The sequence below is a fragment of the Caulobacter sp. FV1ye13L genome (assembly GCF_058681155.1).
Window position 1 is genome coordinate 2,130,311 of sequence record NZ_CM178732.1, and the last position, 19,694, is coordinate 2,150,004.

A 19,694-nucleotide genomic window follows, 5' to 3' on the forward strand; every position below is an offset into this window, starting at 1 on the left:
GCATGCGTTCGTTCCCTCGCCGGGCAGTCGCCCCGATCCTCGCCACCCTGCTGGCCGGCGCCGCTCTTCCGGCCCTCGCCCAGGTTCAGGTGCAGTCCCTGGCGCCGCCGGACCTGTTCTCGACCGCCGCCGCCCAGACCGACCTTGGTCCCGACCTCTGGACGGGCACGGCCCCCGACATCGCGCGCGATGTGTTGCCAAGGCTGGCCGCAAGGCCGCTGTCGCCGGCCTTTGCCGACCTGGCGCGGCGGGTGCTGGCGACCGGCGCCAACGGACCTGCGGGCGTGGGCAATGATCCCGATCTGGGCGCGGCGCGGGCCATGGCCCTGATCGCCCTGGGCGAAGCCGCCGGCGCCGACGCGGTGCTTGATCGCGCCCCGGGCGTGGCCAACAGCGCTGCGCTGTCCCTGGCGGCGGCGGAGGCGGCCCTGATCCGCAGCGACGACGACAAGGCCTGCCGGATCGGCGAGGCCCTGACTGTGGACCGCGGGGCCGGCTACTGGCTGCGGCTGCGGACCTTCTGCCAGGCGCGGGTCGGCCAGGCCGACGCCGCCCAGCTGACCTTTTCCTTGGCCCAGCAACAGACCAAGGATGCTGATTATGCGCGCCTGATGGGCGCCTTGCTGAGCGGCACGGCGCCGGGCGGGGCCAATCTGCGCAACGGGATCAACTACGCCCTGTCGCGCAAGCTGGGGCTGGATATCGCAGCGGCCCTCGCCACGGCGTCGCCCGCCGTCAAGCCGGCGATCACCCCGCCGGGTCCGCCGCCGCCGCCCCTGGCGGGGCTGGACCTGACGGCGCAGGAGACCTCCGACCTGGCCTTCCTGCGCCAGGCCAGGGGGCTGCCGGCCTTTATAGAATCCGCCAGGAGCTCGGCCCCGTCGATCGCCATACTGGCCAAGGCCCAGGCGCCGCTGCGCGATCCGGTGCTGTTCGCCCGCGCGGCCCTGGTCGCCGGCGACTTGCCGACCGCCCAGCTGATCCGCTCGCGCCTGACCCAGGACCAGATCCCCGGCGCGACGATCACCGACCTGGCCCTGCTGGACGCCATGATCTCGGCCGGTTCGGGCAGGCCCGACAGCCAGACCCTTGACCGGCTGGTCGAGCGCGGCGCCCAGAACGGTCCCAAGTCGCCGGCCCAGCCTGCGGCCCTGCTGCTGGCGTCGCTGGGCGGGGCGATGAGTCCCGAGGCGCGTGGCCAGTTCGCCAACTTCGACGTGGGCCGGGCGGCCGGCTCGACGGCCAGGCTGGTGCTGATCGACGACGCCGCAGCGGCCGGGCTCAAGGGCGAGACGGCGCTGCTGGCCTTGTCGGTCGCCACCGAGGCCGGCGCGGCAGGCCCATCGCCTGCTGACCGCGCCCGGATCGCGCGCGGCCTGGCCCGCGTCGGCCTGGTGGCGGACGCTCGCGCCGTGGTGGTCGAAGGCCTTTTGGCCCTGCAGCTGGCCAAATGAGCGCCGCCGGCTGGGTCGACGCCTTCCTCGAGATGATGGCCGTCGAGCGGGCCGCCGCGCGCAACACCCTGACGGCCTATGGCAAGGATCTTGAGGACGCCCGGGGCTATCTGTCCCGCGTCGGCGGCGATCTCGACGTCGCCTCGGCCGAGACCATTGAGGCCTATTTCCAGGACCAGGGCATGAGGGGCCTGTCGCCCGCCACTGCCGCCCGCCGGCGCTCGGCCGTGCGGCAGTTCTATCGCTTCGTGCTGGAAGAGGGCTGGCGGTCCGACGATCCCTCGCGCCGCGTCGTCGCGCCCAAGGCGGGCCGTCCCCTGCCCAAGGTGCTGTCACGCGGCGAGGTCGACGCCCTGATCGCCGCGGCGGCCAGCAAGGACGGCGGTCAGGGTCTGCGTCTGGCCTGCATGATCGAGCTGCTCTACGCCTCGGGCCTGCGCATTTCCGAACTGCTGTCCCTGCCGCTCAACGCCCTGGCCCGCGATCCGGCCTTCCTGACCGTCAAGGGCAAGGGCGGCAAGGAAAGGCTGGCCCCGCTGAATCCCCCCGCACGAACGGCGGTAAAGGCCTATTTAGAGGCAAGGCCGCAATTTCTGCCAAAGGGCGTGAAAGACAGTCCGTGGCTGTTCCCCTCGCGCGGCGCGTCGGGCCGACTGACCGCCAGGCGGGTCTCGCAACTGCTGGAAGACGCCGCCATCGCCGCCGGCATCGACCGCCAGAAGGTCAGCCCCCACGTTCTGCGCCACGCCTTCGCCACGCATCTGCTGGAGGGCGGGGCCGACCTGCGGGTGATCCAGACCCTGCTGGGCCATGCCGATATCGGCACCACTCAGATCTATACCCACGTCGCGGGCGACCACCTGGCCCAGGTGGTCAAATCCAAGCATCCGCTGGGCCGCAAGGGCTAGCGCCGCCTTGCGCCGGGCCGCCGGCCTCTTTAGGAAGCCCCTATCCACTGTAAGGACTTCCCCATGTCGGACGAAACCCGCGACAGCAACGGCACGATCCTGGCCGAGGGCGACAACGTCACCCTGATCAAGGACCTCAAGGTCAAGGGCTCGGGCGGCGTCACCCTGAAGCGCGGCACGCTGGTCAAGAACATCCGTCTGACCGGCGACACCGACGAGATCGAGGCCAATGTCGAAAAGGTGCGCGGCCTGGTCCTGCGTGTCGAGTTCGTCAAGAAGGCCTAACTTAACCTTGGCTTGCTAGGTCTGGCCCCCAGACAGGCGGAGAACCGCCGCAGGAGGCTGGAAGGCCGATGGTGACGGTGAAGACGCAGGCGGGCGCTTTGGCGCTGATCGCCTATGGCAAGACCGCGAACAGCCAGGCGACGACTGCGGCGGCGGTCGCATCACCGGCCCCCAACGCGCCCGAGGCCAGGAAGGCGGCTGAGGCCGCCCAGGCGCTCGACAAGCTCAAGAAGGAGCAGCGGCTCGGCAAGAAGACCGCCATCGGCGACGCCAAGGGCCGGGCCAGGGCCAGGCTCCAGCAGGTGGTCGAGCGGCTGCAAATGCTGAAGAAGATCTACGCCAACGACCCCAAGGCCATGGCCAAGGCGTTGGCCGCGGCGGCCAAGGAGCTGAAGGCGGCCGTCAAGGACTACGGCAAGGCCGCCAAGGAATCCGGCGAACTCTACAGCCAGGACTTCGCCAGCCTGCCCGACGCCGCGACCGATCCCGAAGGCGCTGCGAACGCCCGCAAGACGATCGAGGACGAGGCCAAGATGGACGTCCAGGGCGATCAGGAGTTCATCAAGATGACCCGCGAGGTCAGCCGGGCCCTGAAGGACGAGCTGCAGACTGCCAAGACCAAGGGCATCCTGACCCAGCCGGGCAAGTTCGAGCGCTCCGAAGAGGTCAAGGCGGCCGAGGACGACCTTAAGGGCCTCGACAAGATGACCGAGGATCTGGATCAGCAGGTTCGCCAGGACATGCCGCCCGGCAGCCTTCTCACCCTGGCGGCCTAGCGAGTTCGGCGGCGACTCCAGGCCGCAAGGCTGGTGGCTCGCGATGACTTGAGGTCGCTCAGCGGCGCGGTGCGACCGTCTGGTCTTCCGCAGGGCCGCCCCAGGCCCCATCTTACGCGCGCCGGCGCCGATGCGCGCCGCCCACGCGGACAAGGAGCTGCCCCATGAAGACCCGGAAACTCGGCGACGGTCTGGAGGTCTCGGCCATCGGCCTGGGCTGTATGGGCATGAGCTGGGCCTATGGGCCGGCGCCGGAGAAGGCCGAAACCTTCAAGGTGCTGGCGCGCGCGGTCGAACTGGGCGTCACCTTCTTCGACACCGCCGAGGTCTATGGTCCTTTCGTCAATGAAGAACTGGTCGGCGAGGGGCTGAAGCCCTTCCGCGACAAGGTCGTGATCGCCACCAAGTTCGGCTTCAAGATCGCCGCGCCGGATGAGAACGGCGTGCGCCGCATGGTCGGCGTCGACAGCCGACCCGAGCACATCCGCGAGGTTGCCGAGGCTTCGCTCAAGCGCCTGGGCGTCGAGGTCATCGACCTGCTGTACCAGCACCGCGTCGACCCCAATGTGCCTATCGAAGATGTGGCCGGGACGGTCAGGGACCTGATCGCCGAGGGCAAGGTGAAGCACTTTGGCCTGTCGGAAGCCGGCGCGGCAACCATCCGCAAGGCCCACGCCGTGCAGCCCGTCGCGGCCCTGCAGAGCGAGTATTCGCTGTGGACGCGCGGCGTCGAGGCCGAGATCCTGCCGACGATCCGCGAGCTGGGCATCGGCCTGGTGCCCTACAGCCCGTTGGGGCGCGGCTTCCTGACCGGGACCCTGACCACGAACGCAGGCCTGGCCAAGGACGACTTCCGCCGTGGCCTGCCGCGCTTTCAGGGCGAGGCCCTGGCCAGGAACCTGTCGCTGGTCGAGGCCCTGACCCTGATCGCCGGCGAAAAGGGGATCACCCCCGCCCAGCTGGCCCTGGCCTGGCTGCTGCATCAGGGGCCCGACATCGCCCCGATCCCCGGCACCACCAAGATCGCCCGTGTCGAAGAAAATGTCGGTGCGTTTGACGTGGGCCTGACGCCCGAGGACCTGTCGCGCATCGCCGCCGCCGTGCCCGAAACGGCCATCGAGGGCGAGCGCTACAACGAGGTCGGCCTGGCGATGGTGGGGCGCTAGGTGTGCGGGAAGCCATCGACAGCGACAGCGACTTTTCCTAACTAGGCTTTGACGTTCCCGGCTCGACCTTCCGCTTGAGACGTCTTCCAGCAAGTCCAGTCGCGAGCGGTGTCCGTCGATGAGCATGATGAATTTCGCGATCTATTTCGCGGGCGATGGCTACTCGACCGACAACAAGATCATGGGCCGGCAGAGTGCGGGCAAGGCTCTGATGAAGGGCGTGGCGCGTCGCTGGAAAGCCGACCAGCTCACCGGCTACGGCCTTCGCGCGTCCGGGCAGGCAATGTTCGATCAGCTTCGTGGCGATGGCTTCACAGGCACCCTGCGCTGGCAGGACCTGTCAGGTGATCATATCCTCAAGGACCTTGGCGCGCTCTACGTGCCCGCGCCGCCCAGCAAGCAAGCGGCCCATGTTCGAAACCAGTCTGGGGCCGCCGCCTACAGCCTCGTGGGCGTGACCCACACCCTTTGCACCGCCAGGGCGATGAGCGACGTCGCCGAGGTGATCTTGCCGCCCTTCCAGCCCTGGGACGCCCTGATCTGTACCTCCACCGCGGCCCTGTCTGTGGTGACCAGGCTGCAGGACGAGCTCAAGGCCTGGTTTTCGGAACATACCGGCGCCACGCGCTTCAATCCGATGGCGCTGCCGGTCATTCCGCTCGGCGTCAATGTTCCGGATTTCGCCCGGAGTGACGCCCAGCGCTCTGCAGGTCGTGAGGCGTTGGGGTTGTCGTCCGACGAGGTGGCTTTCCTGTTCGCCGGGCGCATGACCTACCATGCCAAGGCCAATCCCGCCGCCTTCTACCAGGCGCTGGAGGAGGCCTGCCGCCTGACCGGGAAGACGCTGGTTTGTCTTGAGGCCGGCGTCTACCCCAATGCCGGGACGAAGGCCGGCTTTGCGCAGGCGCGAGCCTACCTGGCGCCGAGCGTCAGGTTTCTGCAGATCGATGGCCAGGACAGCGATCTGTATGACAAGGCCTGGAAGGCGGCGGATGTCTTTGTGTCCCTGTCCGACAATATCCAGGAGACCTTTGGCCTGACCCCGATCGAAGCGATGGCTGCGGGCCTTCCCGTGCTGGTCAGCGACTGGGATGGTTACAAGGATACGGTCCGCGATGGCGTCGATGGCTATCGTGTTCCGGTGGTCCTGCCGCCCGCCGGCACCGGGGAGGACCTGGCCTTGCGCTACGCCTTCGACCGCGACTCCTATGACTATTATATTGGCCGGGTGAGTATGGCGACGGCCGTGGACCTGACGGTGCTGACGGACCGCGTGGTCGCCCTGGCCGAAAGTCGCGAGCTTCGCGAACAGCTGGGCGCATCGGGTCACGCCCGGGCCCGTGAGCTCTATGACTGGCCGGTCATCCTGGGGCGCTATGTCGAGATGATCGACGGCCTGGGCGAGCTGCGCAGGGCGGCCGGGTCGCCGCCGGCGGCGCCCTGGCCGGGACGGCCTGACCCGTTCCGTCTGTTCGCCGACTATCCGACCAGCACGCTGAACGAAAATTCGACCGTTGAGGTGCATCTCAAGCGTGCGCAGGCGATCGAGACATTCCTGGAGCTTGGCGTTGCGAGCTACGCTATCGACCCCGTGACCTTGCCGCGCGACACCATCGTCGCGCTGCTCCGGCAGGCGTCGGCCCAGTCCAGCACGGTCAGCATGCTCGTCAGGGGAGCCCAGGGTGTTGATCCGATCCGCGTGCGGGCCTTGATGTGGCTTTACAAGCTGGGCCTGGTGACGCTTCGGTCCTGACCTGAGGCCTGCGGGGCTTCAAGACCCAGACCCAGCAAGAGTGGTCGTCCGCACATCCACCGCCCCATCGCAGGCCCCGCAACGCACCACGGGAACCAAGCGTGCGCCACAGGCGTGGGTCAGGATTTCCGGCGGGCCGGCCTCGCCCGACAGCCAGCGGTCGCCCCAGGCCATCAGGGCGGCGATCAGCGGGAAGAAGTCGCGGCCCTCGCGGGTCAGCCTGTAGTCCCAGCGTTCGGGACGGGTCTGATAGAGGCGCTTTTCCAGCATGCCGCGCTCGACCAGGCGTGAGAGGCGGTCGGTGAGGATATTGCTGGCCACCTTCAGTTCGGCCTGCAGATCCTTGAAGCGGGTCAGGCCGTAGAAGCTGGCGGCGACCAGATGGGCGGTCCAGCGGTCGCCCAGCACCTCGATCGAGCGCTCCAGCATCGGGTGCAGCGGCGTGCCGCCGGCGCCGTCCGCGCCCTGGGTGTCGCTGACCCGGCGCGAATGGCGGGCGCGGGGCGCCGGCTCCAGTCCGGCCCCGGGACCGGGCGTCAGGGTGATGTCGCGCACCTTCACCGGCGCGGCGCAGGCCTGGCAGACCAGGACCGGGCGCAGAGGTTGTCCACAGGGGCTGTGGATAATCTGGTGCGAAGGACAGTCCGGGTCCAGTCGCCAGCGCATCTCCCAGCCCAGCAGCATCAGGGCCGAATCGTAGAGGTCCTTGCCCATGGTGGTCAGGCAGTACTCGTGGCGAACGGGTCGAAGCTGGTAGGGGCGCTTTTCCAGCACCCCGGCCGCCTCCAGCCGTCCCAGGCGGTCGACCAGCAGCGAGCGGGCCATGCCGGTCATGGCGATGAAGCCGTCGAAGCGCTTGACGCCCATGAAGGCCGCATAGAGCAGCAGCAGGGTCCAGCGGTCGCCGATCAGGTTCAGCGCACGGGCGGCCGAGCTCTTGCGGACGAGCGTCGGGAGCCGGGTGGCGGCTGGTGCGGTTGAGACCATGGCGCTTGGTGCGGCGCCGCGCGGCGGGCTGTCAACGCTGGGCATGGACTCCTCCGAAGTCACTTGTATAGTCAGACTGACTGGTGAGCAGCATGGGAGGCGGCCTTGGTCTATGTGCTGGGCGGATGGCAGAGTGATTTCGCGGCCAATTGGAGCCGTCAGGGCCGCGACATGGCGGACGCCTTTGGCGAGGCCGTGGGCGAAGGCCTGGCCGCGACGCAGCTGGATCCCGAAGAGATCCAGACCGGCCATGTCGGCAATTTCGCCGGCGAGCTGTTTGCGGGTCAGGGTCTGCTGGGCGGCATGTTCGGCCAGGTGCATCCGGCCTTTGACGGCCTGCCGACCGCTCGCCACGAGGCCGCCTGCGCCTCGGGCAGCGTCGCGATCCTGGCGGCCACCGCCGAGATCGAGGCCGGCCGCTATGATCTGGCCTGCGTGGTCGGCATCGAGCAGATGCGCAATGTTCCGGGCCAGAAAGCCGCCGAGAACCTGGGCAGCGCCGCCTGGGCGGGGCACGAGTTCCAGGACGCCCGCTTTCTTTGGCCCCGCGCCTTCTCCGATCTCGCCGAGGAATATGACCGCCGCTACGGCCTGAAGTACGAGCACCTGATGGCGATCTCGGAGATCAATTTCGCCAACGGGCGCCGCAACCCCAATGCCCAGACCCGCGACTGGCGGTTCGGGCCCGAGGCCTTTACCGAGAACGACGAGACCAATCCCGTGGTCGAGGGCCGCACCCGCAAGCAGGACTGCGGCCAGGTCACGGACGGCACGGCGGTGGTGTTCCTGGCCTCGGCCGAACGCGCCAGGGCCTATGCCGACAAGCGCGGGATCGCGCTGGAGAGCCTCCCGCAGATCAAGGGCTGGGGCCATCGCTCGGCCCCGATCAGCTATGCCCGCAAGATCGAGAACAGCCGCAATGAGCCCTACGTCTTTCCGCAGGTTCGGCGCGCCATCCTCGACGCCCGCGCCCGGGCCGGGATCGCGCCGGACGTTTCGGGGGTCGACGCGGTCGAGACTCATGACTGCTTCACCGCCACCGAATACATGGCCATCGACCATCTGGGCCTGACCGCGCCCGGCGAGAGCTGGAAGGCCATCGAGGCCGGCGATATCGCCATGGGCGGCAGGCTGCCGATCAATCCGTCCGGCGGCTTGATCGGGGCGGGCCACCCCGTCGGCGCCACCGGCGTGCGCATGACCCTTGACGCCTTCAAGCAGGTGACCGGAGCGGCCGGCGACTCCCAGGTCGAGGGCGCCAGGACGGTGCAGACTCTGAACATCGGCGGATCCACCACGACGACCGTGAGTTTCGTGGTGGGGACCTAGCCGAACGGAAGGTCCTCCCCCATTGGGGGAGGTGTCGGCGAAGCCGACGGAGGGGGCAAGCTGGAGGTCGGCCGCGTTGGCCCCCTCAGTCGCTCCGCGACAGCTCCCCCGAAGGGGGAGCATCTAGTTTATCAGGACACCCATGACCCCCATCCTCCAGCTCCTCGCCATCAACGCCGCCGTCTCGGCCGCCGCCTTTTTCGGGCTGTGGCTGATCGGTCTGAAGCTGAAGGATGTCAGCTTCATCGACAGCTGGTGGGGCCTTGGCATGGGCCTGATCGCCCTGACCTCGTGGCTGCAGATGGGACCCACGCCGCACGGCAACCTGCTGCTGATCCTGTGCGGGATCTGGGCGCTGCGGCTGGGCGGCTACCTGCTGTGGCGCTGGCGCAAGAACGGACCGGACCGCCGCTATGTGACGATGATGGCCCTGGCGCAGAGCGAGCGGCAATGGAGCTTCGCCAAGGCGTCCCTGCTGCTGGTCTTCGCCCTGCAATACGGCCTGCAGTTCGTGATCGCCCTGCCGGTGCAGCTGGGCCACGGCTCGGCCGCGCCGCTGGGCGCTCTGGCCTTTGTCGGCGCCGCCATTGCGGTGGTCGGGATCGCCTTCGAGACCATCGGCGACGCCCAGCTGACCGCCTTCAAGGCCAAGCCGGAAAACGCCGGCAAGGTCATGGACAAGGGCCTGTGGCGCTATACCCGCCACCCCAACTATTTCGGCGACGCCTGCGTCTGGTGGGGTCTGTATCTGATCGCCGCCGGGACAGGCCTGGGCGCCTGGACCCTGCCGGCCCCGGTTCTGATGACCTTCCTGCTGACCAAGTGGAGCGGCGTGCCGACGGTTGAGGGCCGGATGCGCCGCAAGCGCCCGGACTATGAGGCCTATGTGCAGCGGACCTCGGGCTTCGTGCCGTGGTTTCCGAAGAAGGTTTAGGCTCGCGAGCGCTTGCCCCCACCGGGCCGCTTCGCGACCGTCCGCCCCCGTAGGGGGCGGATGAATTCATCTTCCCCCTACGGGGGAGGAGCGCGTAGCGCGGAGGGGGCGAGTGGTTACGCCCGCAACATCGCCCGACCCGCCCAGACGCTATGCGTCCCGCTGCTCAGCTTGTGCGGCAGAGCGATCCGGCAAACGACTTCGAAGCGCTTGGCGTCGACCAGCACGCACTCCGAGGTTCCCCGGTTCTCGTCGATGATGAAGCTGACCAGATAGCCGTCATCCTCGTCCACCGCTCCGATGCGCGGCGCGAACGGCGCTTCGCTGGCGTAGCGGCCCTCGGGTAGCTGGATTGACCAGCTCTCGCCGGTTTCCAGGTCGTGCTTGACGAAGCCGTTGAACAGGAACCAGCCCGGCTTGGCGGTGGTCGAATAGGCATAGCGATAGGGCTTGCCGGCAAATTGCTGGTTGAACATCCCGAACTCGAGAATGCGCTCGTCCAGATGGCCTTCGGTGGTCTCGCCGGTCTTCAGGTTGAAGCGCCAGCGGTGCAGCTTGGGCCGGAAGCTGTGCTCGTCCAGATAGGCCATCAGGTGGCCATGGCCGTCGGGGGCGTCTTCCAGCGGGCGCGGGGTCGGGTTCTCCTGGAAATAGCCGTCCAGCACGATCTCGTCGCCGTCCTCATAGGCATTGAGCCAATGCAGCACATAGGTCGGCGCGGCCTCGAACCACTGCACCGGGCCGCCATGGCGTGGCACGATCCCGAACCGTGAGGGCACGCCCTTGTGCAGGCGCACGGCGTGGATGTCGCGCTCCAGCAGGGCGGCGTCCCAGAACACCGGCAGGTCGTTGAGGATCGAATAGTTCTTCGTGAAGGCCATGTCGTGCGGCAGGCGCGGGCCCGGCAGGTCGATGGCCTGATAGGTGGTGCGCTTGCCCGAGGCGTCGACCACGCCGTAGTGCATGTAGGGCGCGTGCTTGGAGTAGTTGAAGAACAACAGCTCGCCGGTGGCCTCGTCGACCTTGGGGTGGGCTGAGACGCCGTCCAGCGGCGCCCAGGCGGCGACGCCGAGATTTTCCAGGGTCAGCGGATCCAGGCGGTAAGCCTCGCCGCACTGGTAGAAGGTGGCGATGGCCTCGCCGCCATGGACGACGATGTCGGTGCTGGCCGTGTCCTTCAGGCCGCCATGCGCGCCGAAGCCGGGACGCTTGGAGGTTCCCGGACCGTCGGCGAGGCCGCCCCACAGGCTTTCACCGACCTCCTGCTCGGCCTCGAAGCCGCGCGTGCGGATGAAGCGGTTGCGGTAGGTCGCTTGGCCGTCCTTGAACTCGATCTGGTGGACCATGCCGTCGCCGTCGAACGGGTGATAGCGGCCCAGCGGCGCGTGCACGGGGTTTTCGGTGTTGCGCAGATAGACGCCGTCGATGTCGGTCGGGATCGCGCCCTCCAGCACCTCCAGGTCCCAGGCATTGACCTCCTCGTGCTGCGGCGTCCAGGCCCCGGTCATATAGGGGTGGTTGGTGTGACCCAGCGAGGTGACAACGGGCGGCAGGCGTTCGATCTTCATGGCAGACCCCATCAGAGATAGGTCAGCTTACCGCCAGTCAGTCTTGTTGTGCAAGTCAGTGTGGATCAGCGCGGCGCGCTGACCCGCCAGATCACATTGCCCACATCGTCAGCCAGCAGCAGCGCGCCGGTCTTGTCGATATTGACCCCCACCGGGCGGCCCTGGGCTTCACCCTTGGCGTTGAGGAAGCCGGTCAGGAAGTCCTCGGGCGGGCCGGCGGGCTTGCCGTTCTGGAAGGGAATGAACACCACCTTGTAGCCCGACTGCGGCTTGCGGTTCCACGAGCCGTGCTGGCCGATGAACACGCCGCCGCGATAGCGCTCGGGGAAGGTCGCGCCCTCATAGAAGGTCAGGCCCAGCGAAGCGGTATGGGCGCCCAGGGCGTAGTCGGGCTTGATCGCTTTTGCGACCAGGTCGGGGCGAGGCGGCTTCACGCGGGTGTCGACCGTCTGGCCGTAATAGCTGTAGGGCCAGCCATAGAAGCCGCCGTCCTGCACCGAGGTCATGTAGTCGGGCACCAGGTCGTTGCCGATCTCGTCGCGCTCGTTGACGGCGGTCCACAGCTTGCCGGTCACGGGCTCCCAGCCCATGCCGTTGGGGTTGCGGATGCCCGAGGCGAAGACGCGGCTGGCGCCGGTGGCGGGGTCGATCTCCAGGATGCCGGCGCGGCGGTCTTCGTTCTGCATGCCGTTTTCGCCGACATTGCTGTTGGAGCCGACGGTCGCATACAGCTTGGAGCCGTCCGGGCTGGCGATCAGGCTCTTGGTCCAGTGGTGGTTGATCGGGCCGGCGGGCAGGTCGGCGATCTTGCGCGCCGGAGCGGCGATGCTGGTCGCGCCCGCCACATAGGGGAAGGCGACCACAGCGTCGGTATTGGCCACATAGAGCGTGTCCCCGACCAGAGCCATGCCGAACGGCGAGTTCAGGCCGGTCAGGAAGGATGTCTTGACCTCGGCCACGCCGTCGCCGTCGACGTCGCGCAGCAGGGTGATGCGGTTGGCGCTGGGCGTCTTGGCCCCGGCCTTGCCCATGATCTGCTTTTCCGCCCAGGCGCGGATGTCGAAGCCCTTCTTCTTTTCCTTGGGCGGGCCGTTGGTTTCCGCCACCAGCACGTCGCCGTTGGGCAGCACCAGCATCCAGCGCGGATGATCAAGGCCAGAGGCGAAGGCCTGCACCCGGAAACCCTGGGCGGCGATCGGCGTCGCGCCATTGGCCCAGCGGTTGACGGGCGAGACCTTCACGGTTGGAAACAGCGTCTTGGTTGGCGCGGGCAGGGCGGGATCGGGACCATAGCCGGTTGCGGCGTTCTGGGACTCGCTCTGACTACAGGCGGCCAGCGCCGTCAAGGCGAGGACCGTAAGGGCTGCGGGGTGACGAAGACGCGACATGGAATTCTCCCTGAGACCTGATGGTAACGCCTCAAAGCGTTCCGCGTTCTTTGGCGGACGGGTCCTGCCCAGAGGCTAGACTATTGTTGCGACACGTCGAGCTTCCCCAGGGTCAGTCGGCCCTCAGCACAGGGGCGGGACGTCGCGACAGCGCCTGGGCCGCAGCCAGCAGGCCGCCGACCGCCGACAGACCCGCCGCTCCGGCCAGCAGGGCCATCACCCCGGCCCAATCGATGCTCCACTGCGCCTTGAACACCAGCACCACCACCGGCCAGGCGGCAGCCAGGCCCAGCAGCACGCCCGCAGCGCCGGCGATCAGGCCGACCGCGCCATATTCGACGACATAGGCCGACAGGATCTGGCTGCGCGTGCCGCCCAGCACTTTCAGCGTCGCCGCCTCGCGGGCCCGGGCGCGCGCCCCGGCGGCGATGGCTCCGGCCAGGACCAGCAGTCCCGCCAGCCCCGCGACGGCCGCCGCGCCCCGAATGGCCAGGGCCAGACGGTCGAACAGGCCGGCGGCGGCCTCCAGCTGCTCGCGCACGCTGATGACATTGACGGCCGGGAAGCTCTTGCCCAGGGCGCGGGTCAGTCGGGCTTCGGCGGGGCGATCCATCTTGGCGATGGCGATATTGCGCAGCACCGCGCCTTCCAGGCTCTTGGGATCCAGGATGATCGAGAAGTTGGGGCCAAAGCCGCCGAACTCGACCTTGCGCAGCACCGCCACCCTGGCCTCGAGATCACGGCCCAGAACCGACAGGGTGATGGTGTCGCCGGCCTTCAGGCCCGCGCCCTGCGCTAGTTCGACCTCCATGGCCACCTGCGGCGGGCCCGTATAGCCGGCCGGCCACCAGCGGCCTTCGACGATGCCGGCGTCCTTCGGCTCGGCGTCGAGAACCGACAGGTTCACGTCGCTGTCGAAGGCCCAGCGCTCGGACGCCTTGATGGCCTGCAGGTCGATGGGCTTGCCCTTGAGCGCGATGATGCGGCCGGTGGCGAAGGGGATGCGCAGATAGCTTTCGCCGTCCAGCGATCCGGCGGCGCGGAACACCTCGGCGTCAAAGGCGGCGACCTCGTCGCCGGGGATCTCGGTGAACACCATGGCCGGGGCGCTTTTGGGGGCCACTTCTCGCACCTGGGCCAGCAGGGCCGACTGGATCAGCACCACGCAGGCCAGCAGGGCGACGCCCAGGCCGATGGCCGGGGTCGCGGTACGGGCGGCCGAGCGGGGGCCGGCCAGGTTGGCCAAGCCGATACGGATCGGGCCGCGCGCCAGACCCCGGACCTTGCCGGCCAGCCAGGCGGCCAGCAGGCCCAGGGCCCACAGGGCGACGAAGGCCACGGCGACGCCGGCGATCATGATCCCGGCTGCGATGGGCGTGGGAGCAGTGGCGACGGCCAGGGCGGCGAGGCCCAGGCCGCTCACAGCGGCGCCGACCGTCTCCAGTCCGAACGGCGCGCGCACGCCCAGGGCTCGGCGGAACAGGGCCGAGGGCGGGGTGGCGCGGGCGCGGGCCAGCGGGATCAGCGAAAAGGCCGCCGCCGCCAGCAGGCCAAAGGCGCCGGCCTTGACCAGGGGCAGGGGATAGACCGCGAACAGGGCCGGGATCGGCAGGGCGCTGCCGGCGATCTGGCCCAGGATCAGCGGCACGATGGCGCCGATCACCAGACCGATCAGCACGCCCAGGCCGGCCAGCAGTCCGATCTGGATCAGATAGGTGTTGCGGATCAGGGCCCCGTCCGCGCCCAGCGCCTTGAGCACGGCGATGGAAGGCTCGCGCGTCGCCAGATAGGCCGAGACCGCCCCGGCCACGCCCAGGCCGCCGGCCACCAGCGAGGCCAGGCCGATGAAGCCCAGGAAATATTCCAGTTGATCGATCAGCTTGCGGGCGCCGGGCGCGGCGTTGGAGCGGTCGCGCACGCCAAGGCCGGCCTCGCCGAAGGTCTTCTTCAACGCCTTGCCGGCAGCGATGGGGTCGGCGCCCTGGGGCAGGGCGATGCGCACCGATTGGGCCGAGGGCAGGCCGGGGGCGAGCAGGCCGGTGGGGTCCAGCAGGTCGCGGCGCACCAGCACGCGCGGCCCCAGCACGAAGCCGCGCGCCACGCTGTCGGGCTGACGGATCATGGCGGCGCGGACCACCAGGGTCAGGGGGCCGGCCTCGAAGCGGTCGCCGATCTTCAGGCCCAGACGGTCCAGCAGGGCGGGCTCGACCGCCGCGCCCGGCAGGCCGTCGCGTGTCGCCAGGGCTTCGGCCAGCGTGCGGGCGCCCTCCAGCTCGACCGTTCCGGCCAGAGGATAGGCCGCATCCGCGCCGCGCAGGTCGATCAGCCGCCGGTCGCCCGACGGGGCCTGCGCCATCACCCGCACGCGGGCGGTGTATGAGGCCTGGCCCAGGCGAGCAAAGGCGGCGCGCTCCTGCGGGGTGAAGTCGCGGTTCTCGACCGAGGCCGAGATGTCGCCGCCCAGGATTTCGCGCGCCTGCGAGGCCAGGCCTCGGCGGAAGGCCTCGGCCGTCGAGCTGGCCGCCGCGATGGCGGCGACGCCCAGGGCCAGACAGGCCAGGAAGATGCCAAAGCCCCGGACGCCGGAGCGCAGTTCACGGGCGGCGAGGCGGAAGGAAAGAGCGCTCACGCAGCGGCCTCGACAACCTTGCCGTCGGCCATGCGGACGATGCGGTCGGCGCGCTGGGCCAGCACCGGGTCATGGGTGACCATCACCAGGGCCGCGCCACACTCGGCCAGCAGGTCGAACATCAGGTCCACGACCGAGCCGGCGTTGCGGCTGTCGAGATTGCCGGTGGGCTCGTCGGCGAACAGCAGGATCGGCCGCGCCGCCAGGGCCCGGGCCAGGGCCACCCGCTGCTGCTCGCCGCCCGACAGCTGGTGGGGATAGTGGGTCAGGCGCGAGGACAGACCCACCTTGGCCAGCCAGTCGCGGGCGGTGGGCAGGGCGTTTGGCGCCCGGGCGATCTCCAGCGGCGCGGAGACGTTTTCCTCGGCGGTCATGTTGGGCAGCAGGTGGAAACTCTGGAACACCAGGGCCGCGCGGCCCCGGCGCAGGCGGGCGCGGCCGTCCTCGTCCAGCTTGGCCAGATCCTGACCAAACAGGTTGACGGTCCCTGAGGTCGGGCGTTCAAGCCCGGCGGCCACCGAAATCAGCGACGACTTGCCCGAGCCTGACGGCCCGATGATCGCCACGCGCTCACCCGCCGCCACATGCAGGTCGACGCCACGCAGGATATTCACAGGCCCCGCCGTAGAGGGCAGGGTCAGGGTCACCGACGAAAGGGCGAGCGGCGCGACATCGGCGGTCATGAAGTTTCCTTGTTTCGTGCGTTAAATTTGCGAACCCCAACCCCACATAGGGACTCATGACGATCTTCACACGGCCTGCCCCCACCCGACGCGGGACCATTTTTGGATTTGGCGCGATGTTCGCCGTTTCGACCGGTGCGACGGCGGCGGAGAAGCCTCCGATCGTCACCGTTCTGGGCGACTCGATCACCGCCGGCCTGGGCCTGCCCGCGCGCGACGCCCTGCCGGCGCAGCTGCAGAGCGCCCTCGACCGGATGGGCGTGCGGGCCGCTGTGCGCGGGGCGGGTGTCTCGGGCGACACCAGCGGCGGCGGTCTGGCGCGGGTCGATTTCAGCGTCGGCGCTGATACCGCCGTCTGCGTGGTGGCCCTGGGCGGCAACGACCTGTTGCAGGGCGCAGACCCCTCGCGGACCAAGGCCAACCTGAAACGCATCATCGAAAAGCTGAAGGCCCGCCGCATCCGCGTGGTGCTGGCCGGCGTGCGGGCTCCGCCGCTGATCGGGGCGTCCTATGCGCGCGACTTCACCGGCCTCTATCCGGCCCTGGCGCGCGAGACCGGCGTGGTCTTCCATCCGGACTTCGTCACCGGCGTTGTCGGGGCCCAGCGGCTGATGCAGCGCGACGGCATCCATCCCAATGCTGCGGGCGCTCGGGTGATCGCCGAGCGCTTGGCCCCGACGGTGGCGACCGCGCTGCGAACCACGATCTAGGTTCACAGCGCGATCGTCCCTAGCCATCGACCAGGGTGGACTTGTTCGCCGGCGGATGGGCCGTGTGGGCGCTGCTGCCGAACACGCGATGCGTCAGCCGTTCGGCGCGCACCTTCAGACCGTCCATCAGGATGAAGACGACGGGAACATAGAGCAGCGACAGCAGGGTCGAGGTGATCAGGCCGCCGATCACCGCGATGGCCATCGGGGCGCGGAACTCGACATCGGCGCCGAAGCCGACCGCCACCGGCAGCATGCCCACGCCCATGGCGACCGTCGTCATGATGATCGGCCGGGCGCGCTTGTGCGCCGCATCGATGATCGCCTCGCGCTTGGTCATGCCGTTCTGCATGGCCATGATCGCGTACTCGACCAGCAGGATCGAGTTCTTGGCCGCGATACCCATCAGCATCAGGATGCCGATCAGGGTCGAGATCGAGAAGCTCGACTTGGCCAGAACCAGCAGGGCGAAGGCGCCGCCGATGGCCAGCGGCAAGGCGACCATGATGGTGATCGGGTGGGCGAAGCTGCGGAACAGCAGCACCAGCACGACGTACATCAGCAGGATGCCGGTGATCAGGGCGGCGGCGAAGCCGGTGACCATTTCCTGGATGAACTCGGCGTCGCCGGCGGCCACTTCCTGGATGCCGCTCGGCAGGTTCTTGACCGAGGACAGGGCGTGGACCCGCTTGCTGGCCTCGCCCACCACGATGCCGTCGAGTTCGGCGGTGATGGTGGCGACGCGCGAGCGGTCCTGGCGGCTGATCTGCGACGGACCTGCGCCGAAGCGCACGTCAGCCACGGCGTTCAACGGCACCGGGCCGCCGGCGCTGGGCACCTGCAGGGTCTGCAGCACGGCCATGTCCTCGCGGGCGTCCTGGGTCAGGCGCAGGCGGATCGGCACCTGGCGGTCGCCGAGATTGTACTTGGGCAGGTTCTGGTCGATGTCGCCGATGGTGGCCACGCGCACCGCCTGCGAGATCACGCCGGCCGAGACGCCGGCGCGGGCGGCCTGGTCGGGACGCGGTGTGACGACAATCTCGGGCCGGGCAATGGCCGCCGTATTGACCACATGGGCCAATCCCGGAACGTTGCGCATCTCGGCCTCGACCTTGCGGGCGGCGGCGTCCAGCGCAGGCCCGTTGTCGCCCACGAGGCTGAGCCTGAAGCTGGTGCCGTCGCTGGGACCACCGCCGCTGTTGGAGCCTGCGCCAATTCGGGCGCCCGGAATGGCGGCGAACTGGTCGACCATCAGACGGCTGAATTCCTGCTGGCCCATGCGCTCGCCCTTGGGAACGAGATCGGCGTTCAGCGTGGCCGTGTTGACCGCATTGTTGCCGCCGATCGACGCATAGACGCCAACCACTTCGGGACGGGCCCGCAGCTCGCGGGTCATGCGCTGCACGATGGCGTCGGTTTCATCCAGTGTCGCGCCGGGCGGCAGCTGGACCGAGAACGGCGCCCGGCCCCGGTCGGCGGCGGGCGAGAACTCAAACGGCAGCTTGGTCGCCAGGAAGCCGGAGATCAGGATCATCGGCACGCCCATCGCTAGGACCTTCCAGCGATTGTTCAGGCCCCAGGTCAGGCTCTTGAGGTAAGGCGCCATCCAGAACGGGTCGGCATCCTCGTGCTTGCCGTTGGCCTTGAGCATGTAGGCGCCCATCAGCGGCGTCAGCAGGCGGGCCACGACCAGCGAGAACAGCACCGAGACGCAGGCGGCCAGGGCGAAGGCCTTGAAGAACTGGCCGATGATGCCCGGCATGAATCCGACGGGGGCGAACACCGCCACGATGGTGAAGGTGGTGGCCACGACCGCCAGGCCGATCTCGTCGGCCGCCTCCATGGCCGCCGCATAGGGCGTCTTGCCGCCCCGCATGTGGCGGACCATGTTCTCGATCTCGACGATGGCGTCATCCACCAGGATGCCGACGGTCAAGGACAGGGCCAGCAGGGTGATGCTGTTGAGCGACTGGTTCAGCGGCGCCATCAGGGCGAAGGTCGGCAGCAGCGACATCGGGATGGCGACGGCCGCCAGGAATGTCGCCCGCCAGTCGCGCAGGAACAGCAGCACCACCAGAACGGCCAGCACGGCGCCGAGGATCAGCGCCTCCATCGAGGCCAGATAGCTGTCCTCGATGTATTTTACCTCGGAGGTGATCTCGTCGATCTCGACTTCCGGATGGGCCATGTCGAGCTTCTCGACGGCCTTGCGGACCTTCTGTGCGGTCTGGACCTCGCTGGCGCCGCGTGAGCGGACCATGTTGAAGGTCACGACCTCCTGGCCGTCATAGCGCGCGCGCGAGCGGGGCTCGGCCCAGCGGTCCTCGACCGTGCCCAGGTCGCCCAGGCGCACAGTGCCGCCTGCCGACAAGGGAATGCGGGTCTCGCGCAACTGGTCGATCGAGCCGGCTGCGCCCAGGGTGCGGATAGCGCGCTCCGAGCCGGAGATGGTTACGCGGCCGCCGGGCAGGTCGGCATTGCTGGACACCAGGGCCTGGCTGACCTGGGCGGCGGTGACGCCCCGCGCGGCCAGGCGGTCTGGATCCAGGGCCACCTGGATCTCGCGATCAACGCCGCCGCGGCGATTGACCTCGCCGACGCCCTTGAGAGCCAGCAGGGTGCGGCTGACCTCGTTGTCGACGAACCAGCTGCGCTGTTCCGGTGTCAGGGTCGGAGCCTTGACCACATAGGTGATCAGCGGATCGCCGGAGATGTCGATCCGGGTGACATTGGGCTCCTGCATGTCCTGGGGCAGGTCGCCCCGAAGACCGGACATGGCGTTGCGAACATCGTTGGTGACCTGTTCGTGATCGACGCCCAGTTCGAACTCGATAAAGGTCGAGGACACCCCGTCGGTGATGGTCGAGTTGATGTGGCGCACCCGGCCAAGGCCCGCGACCGAGTCCTCGATCAGGCGGGTCACCTGGGTTTCAAGTTCGCTGGGCGCAGCGCCGGGGCGCGCGGCCGTGACCACCACGAACGGCAGGTCAACGTCGGGATTGTTGTTGATCCGCATGCTGCGGAAGCCGGAAATCCCGGCGATGGTCAGCAGCAGGAACAGCAGGATGACGGGGATCGGGTTTCGGATCGCCCAGGCGGAGATGTTGTTCATCGCGTCAGGCTC

15 protein-coding genes are annotated in these 19,694 nt (G+C 68.8%); 9 read left to right on the top strand and 6 right to left on the bottom strand.

Annotated elements, in window-relative coordinates; translation table 11 throughout:
* Nucleotides 1-2: 2 nt before the first annotated feature.
* The 6 genes from ACW176_RS10265 (at nucleotide 3) to ACW176_RS10290 (ending at nucleotide 6,342) form a co-directional block, all read left to right on the top strand.
* A complete protein-coding gene (locus ACW176_RS10265; protein WP_492109050.1) occupies nucleotides 3-1,454 on the top strand; it encodes a hypothetical protein in 1,452 nt (483 codons plus the stop codon).
* The gene (locus ACW176_RS10270; protein ID WP_492109051.1) at nucleotides 1,451-2,362 is read left to right on the top strand and encodes a site-specific tyrosine recombinase XerD; all 912 of its coding nucleotides are present in this window, start codon (nucleotides 1,451-1,453) and stop codon (nucleotides 2,360-2,362) included. The genes ACW176_RS10265 and ACW176_RS10270 overlap by 4 nt, the downstream gene beginning before the upstream one ends.
* 63 nt (nucleotides 2,363-2,425) lie before the next feature.
* Nucleotides 2,426-2,647: an alkylphosphonate utilization protein gene (locus tag ACW176_RS10275; protein WP_419254417.1), complete on the top strand. Its 222-nt coding sequence runs from the start codon at nucleotides 2,426-2,428 to the stop codon at nucleotides 2,645-2,647.
* Between the two features lie 68 nt (nucleotides 2,648-2,715).
* Nucleotides 2,716-3,423, top strand: a complete 708-nt coding sequence (locus ACW176_RS10280; protein WP_492109052.1) for a hypothetical protein — start codon at nucleotides 2,716-2,718, stop codon at nucleotides 3,421-3,423.
* Between the two features lie 164 nt (nucleotides 3,424-3,587).
* Nucleotides 3,588-4,589, top strand: a complete 1,002-nt coding sequence (locus ACW176_RS10285) for an aldo/keto reductase (protein ID WP_492109053.1) — start codon at nucleotides 3,588-3,590, stop codon at nucleotides 4,587-4,589.
* A 118-nt stretch (nucleotides 4,590-4,707) separates the two neighbouring features.
* Entirely contained in the window at nucleotides 4,708-6,342 is a 1,635-nt protein-coding gene (locus ACW176_RS10290; protein ID WP_492109054.1) for a glycosyltransferase family 4 protein, read from the top strand.
* 18 nt (nucleotides 6,343-6,360) lie between these two features.
* Here ACW176_RS10290 and ACW176_RS10295 read toward each other — a convergent pair whose 3' ends face one another.
* On the bottom strand, nucleotides 6,361-7,329 hold the full coding sequence (locus ACW176_RS10295; protein WP_492111907.1) for a winged helix-turn-helix transcriptional regulator: 969 nt from the start codon (nucleotides 7,327-7,329) through the stop codon (nucleotides 6,361-6,363).
* A gap of 105 nt (nucleotides 7,330-7,434) precedes the next feature.
* On the opposite strand from ACW176_RS10295, the gene ACW176_RS10300 reads away from it, so the two are divergent.
* Both ACW176_RS10300 and ACW176_RS10305 read left to right on the top strand, forming a co-directional pair.
* Complete coding sequence (locus ACW176_RS10300; protein ID WP_492056635.1) at nucleotides 7,435-8,658, top strand: acetyl-CoA acetyltransferase; 1,224 nt, start codon at nucleotides 7,435-7,437, stop codon at nucleotides 8,656-8,658.
* 142 nt (nucleotides 8,659-8,800) lie between these two features.
* Nucleotides 8,801-9,592 (top strand): DUF1295 domain-containing protein, encoded by a 792-nt coding sequence (locus ACW176_RS10305; RefSeq protein ID WP_492109055.1) that lies wholly within the window; start codon nucleotides 8,801-8,803, stop codon nucleotides 9,590-9,592.
* Between the two features lie 116 nt (nucleotides 9,593-9,708).
* Here the strand turns inward: ACW176_RS10305 and ACW176_RS10310 are convergent, their stop codons facing one another.
* From ACW176_RS10310 to ACW176_RS10325, 4 genes are all read right to left on the bottom strand, one after another.
* Nucleotides 9,709-11,160: a carotenoid oxygenase family protein gene (locus ACW176_RS10310; protein WP_492109056.1), complete on the bottom strand. Its 1,452-nt coding sequence runs from the start codon at nucleotides 11,158-11,160 to the stop codon at nucleotides 9,709-9,711.
* Nucleotides 11,161-11,225: 65 nt separating this feature from the next.
* Nucleotides 11,226-12,548: a PQQ-dependent sugar dehydrogenase gene (locus ACW176_RS10315; protein WP_492109057.1), complete on the bottom strand. Its 1,323-nt coding sequence runs from the start codon at nucleotides 12,546-12,548 to the stop codon at nucleotides 11,226-11,228.
* 112 nt (nucleotides 12,549-12,660) lie between these two features.
* Nucleotides 12,661-15,177, bottom strand: a complete 2,517-nt coding sequence (locus ACW176_RS10320; protein ID WP_492109058.1) for an ABC transporter permease — start codon at nucleotides 15,175-15,177, stop codon at nucleotides 12,661-12,663.
* On the bottom strand, nucleotides 15,174-15,860 hold the full coding sequence (locus tag ACW176_RS10325) for an ABC transporter ATP-binding protein (protein WP_492109059.1): 687 nt from the start codon (nucleotides 15,858-15,860) through the stop codon (nucleotides 15,174-15,176). The genes ACW176_RS10320 and ACW176_RS10325 overlap by 4 nt, the downstream gene beginning before the upstream one ends.
* 116 nt (nucleotides 15,861-15,976) lie before the next feature.
* On the opposite strand from ACW176_RS10325, the gene ACW176_RS10330 reads away from it, so the two are divergent.
* Entirely contained in the window at nucleotides 15,977-16,570 is a 594-nt protein-coding gene (locus ACW176_RS10330) for an arylesterase (protein ID WP_492056641.1), read from the top strand.
* A 19-nt stretch (nucleotides 16,571-16,589) separates the two neighbouring features.
* Here the strand turns inward: ACW176_RS10330 and ACW176_RS10335 are convergent, their stop codons facing one another.
* Nucleotides 16,590-19,682, bottom strand: coding sequence for an efflux RND transporter permease subunit (locus ACW176_RS10335; RefSeq protein ID WP_492109060.1), 3,093 nt, complete (start codon nucleotides 19,680-19,682; stop codon nucleotides 16,590-16,592).
* Nucleotides 19,683-19,694 lie beyond the last annotated feature (12 nt).

Excerpts from the sequence above, each read along its gene's own strand:
- ACW176_RS10265 (WP_492109050.1), top strand. The coding sequence starts at position 3 with ATGCGTTCGTTCCCTCGCCGGGCAGTCGCCCCGATCCTCGCCACCCTG.
- ACW176_RS10270 (WP_492109051.1), top strand. The coding sequence starts at position 1,451 with ATGAGCGCCGCCGGCTGGGTCGACGCCTTCCTCGAGATGATGGCCGTC.
- ACW176_RS10275 (WP_419254417.1), top strand. The coding sequence starts at position 2,426 with ATGTCGGACGAAACCCGCGACAGCAACGGCACGATCCTGGCCGAGGGC.
- ACW176_RS10280 (WP_492109052.1), top strand. The coding sequence starts at position 2,716 with ATGGTGACGGTGAAGACGCAGGCGGGCGCTTTGGCGCTGATCGCCTAT.
- ACW176_RS10285 (WP_492109053.1), top strand. The coding sequence starts at position 3,588 with ATGAAGACCCGGAAACTCGGCGACGGTCTGGAGGTCTCGGCCATCGGC.
- ACW176_RS10290 (WP_492109054.1), top strand. The coding sequence starts at position 4,708 with ATGAGCATGATGAATTTCGCGATCTATTTCGCGGGCGATGGCTACTCG.
- ACW176_RS10295 (WP_492111907.1), bottom strand. The coding sequence starts at position 7,329 with ATGGTCTCAACCGCACCAGCCGCCACCCGGCTCCCGACGCTCGTCCGC.
- ACW176_RS10305 (WP_492109055.1), top strand. The coding sequence starts at position 8,801 with ATGACCCCCATCCTCCAGCTCCTCGCCATCAACGCCGCCGTCTCGGCC.
- ACW176_RS10310 (WP_492109056.1), bottom strand. The coding sequence starts at position 11,160 with ATGAAGATCGAACGCCTGCCGCCCGTTGTCACCTCGCTGGGTCACACC.
- ACW176_RS10315 (WP_492109057.1), bottom strand. The coding sequence starts at position 12,548 with ATGTCGCGTCTTCGTCACCCCGCAGCCCTTACGGTCCTCGCCTTGACG.
- ACW176_RS10325 (WP_492109059.1), bottom strand. The coding sequence starts at position 15,860 with ATGACCGCCGATGTCGCGCCGCTCGCCCTTTCGTCGGTGACCCTGACC.
- ACW176_RS10330 (WP_492056641.1), top strand. The coding sequence starts at position 15,977 with ATGTTCGCCGTTTCGACCGGTGCGACGGCGGCGGAGAAGCCTCCGATC.
- ACW176_RS10335 (WP_492109060.1), bottom strand. The coding sequence starts at position 19,682 with ATGAACAACATCTCCGCCTGGGCGATCCGAAACCCGATCCCCGTCATC.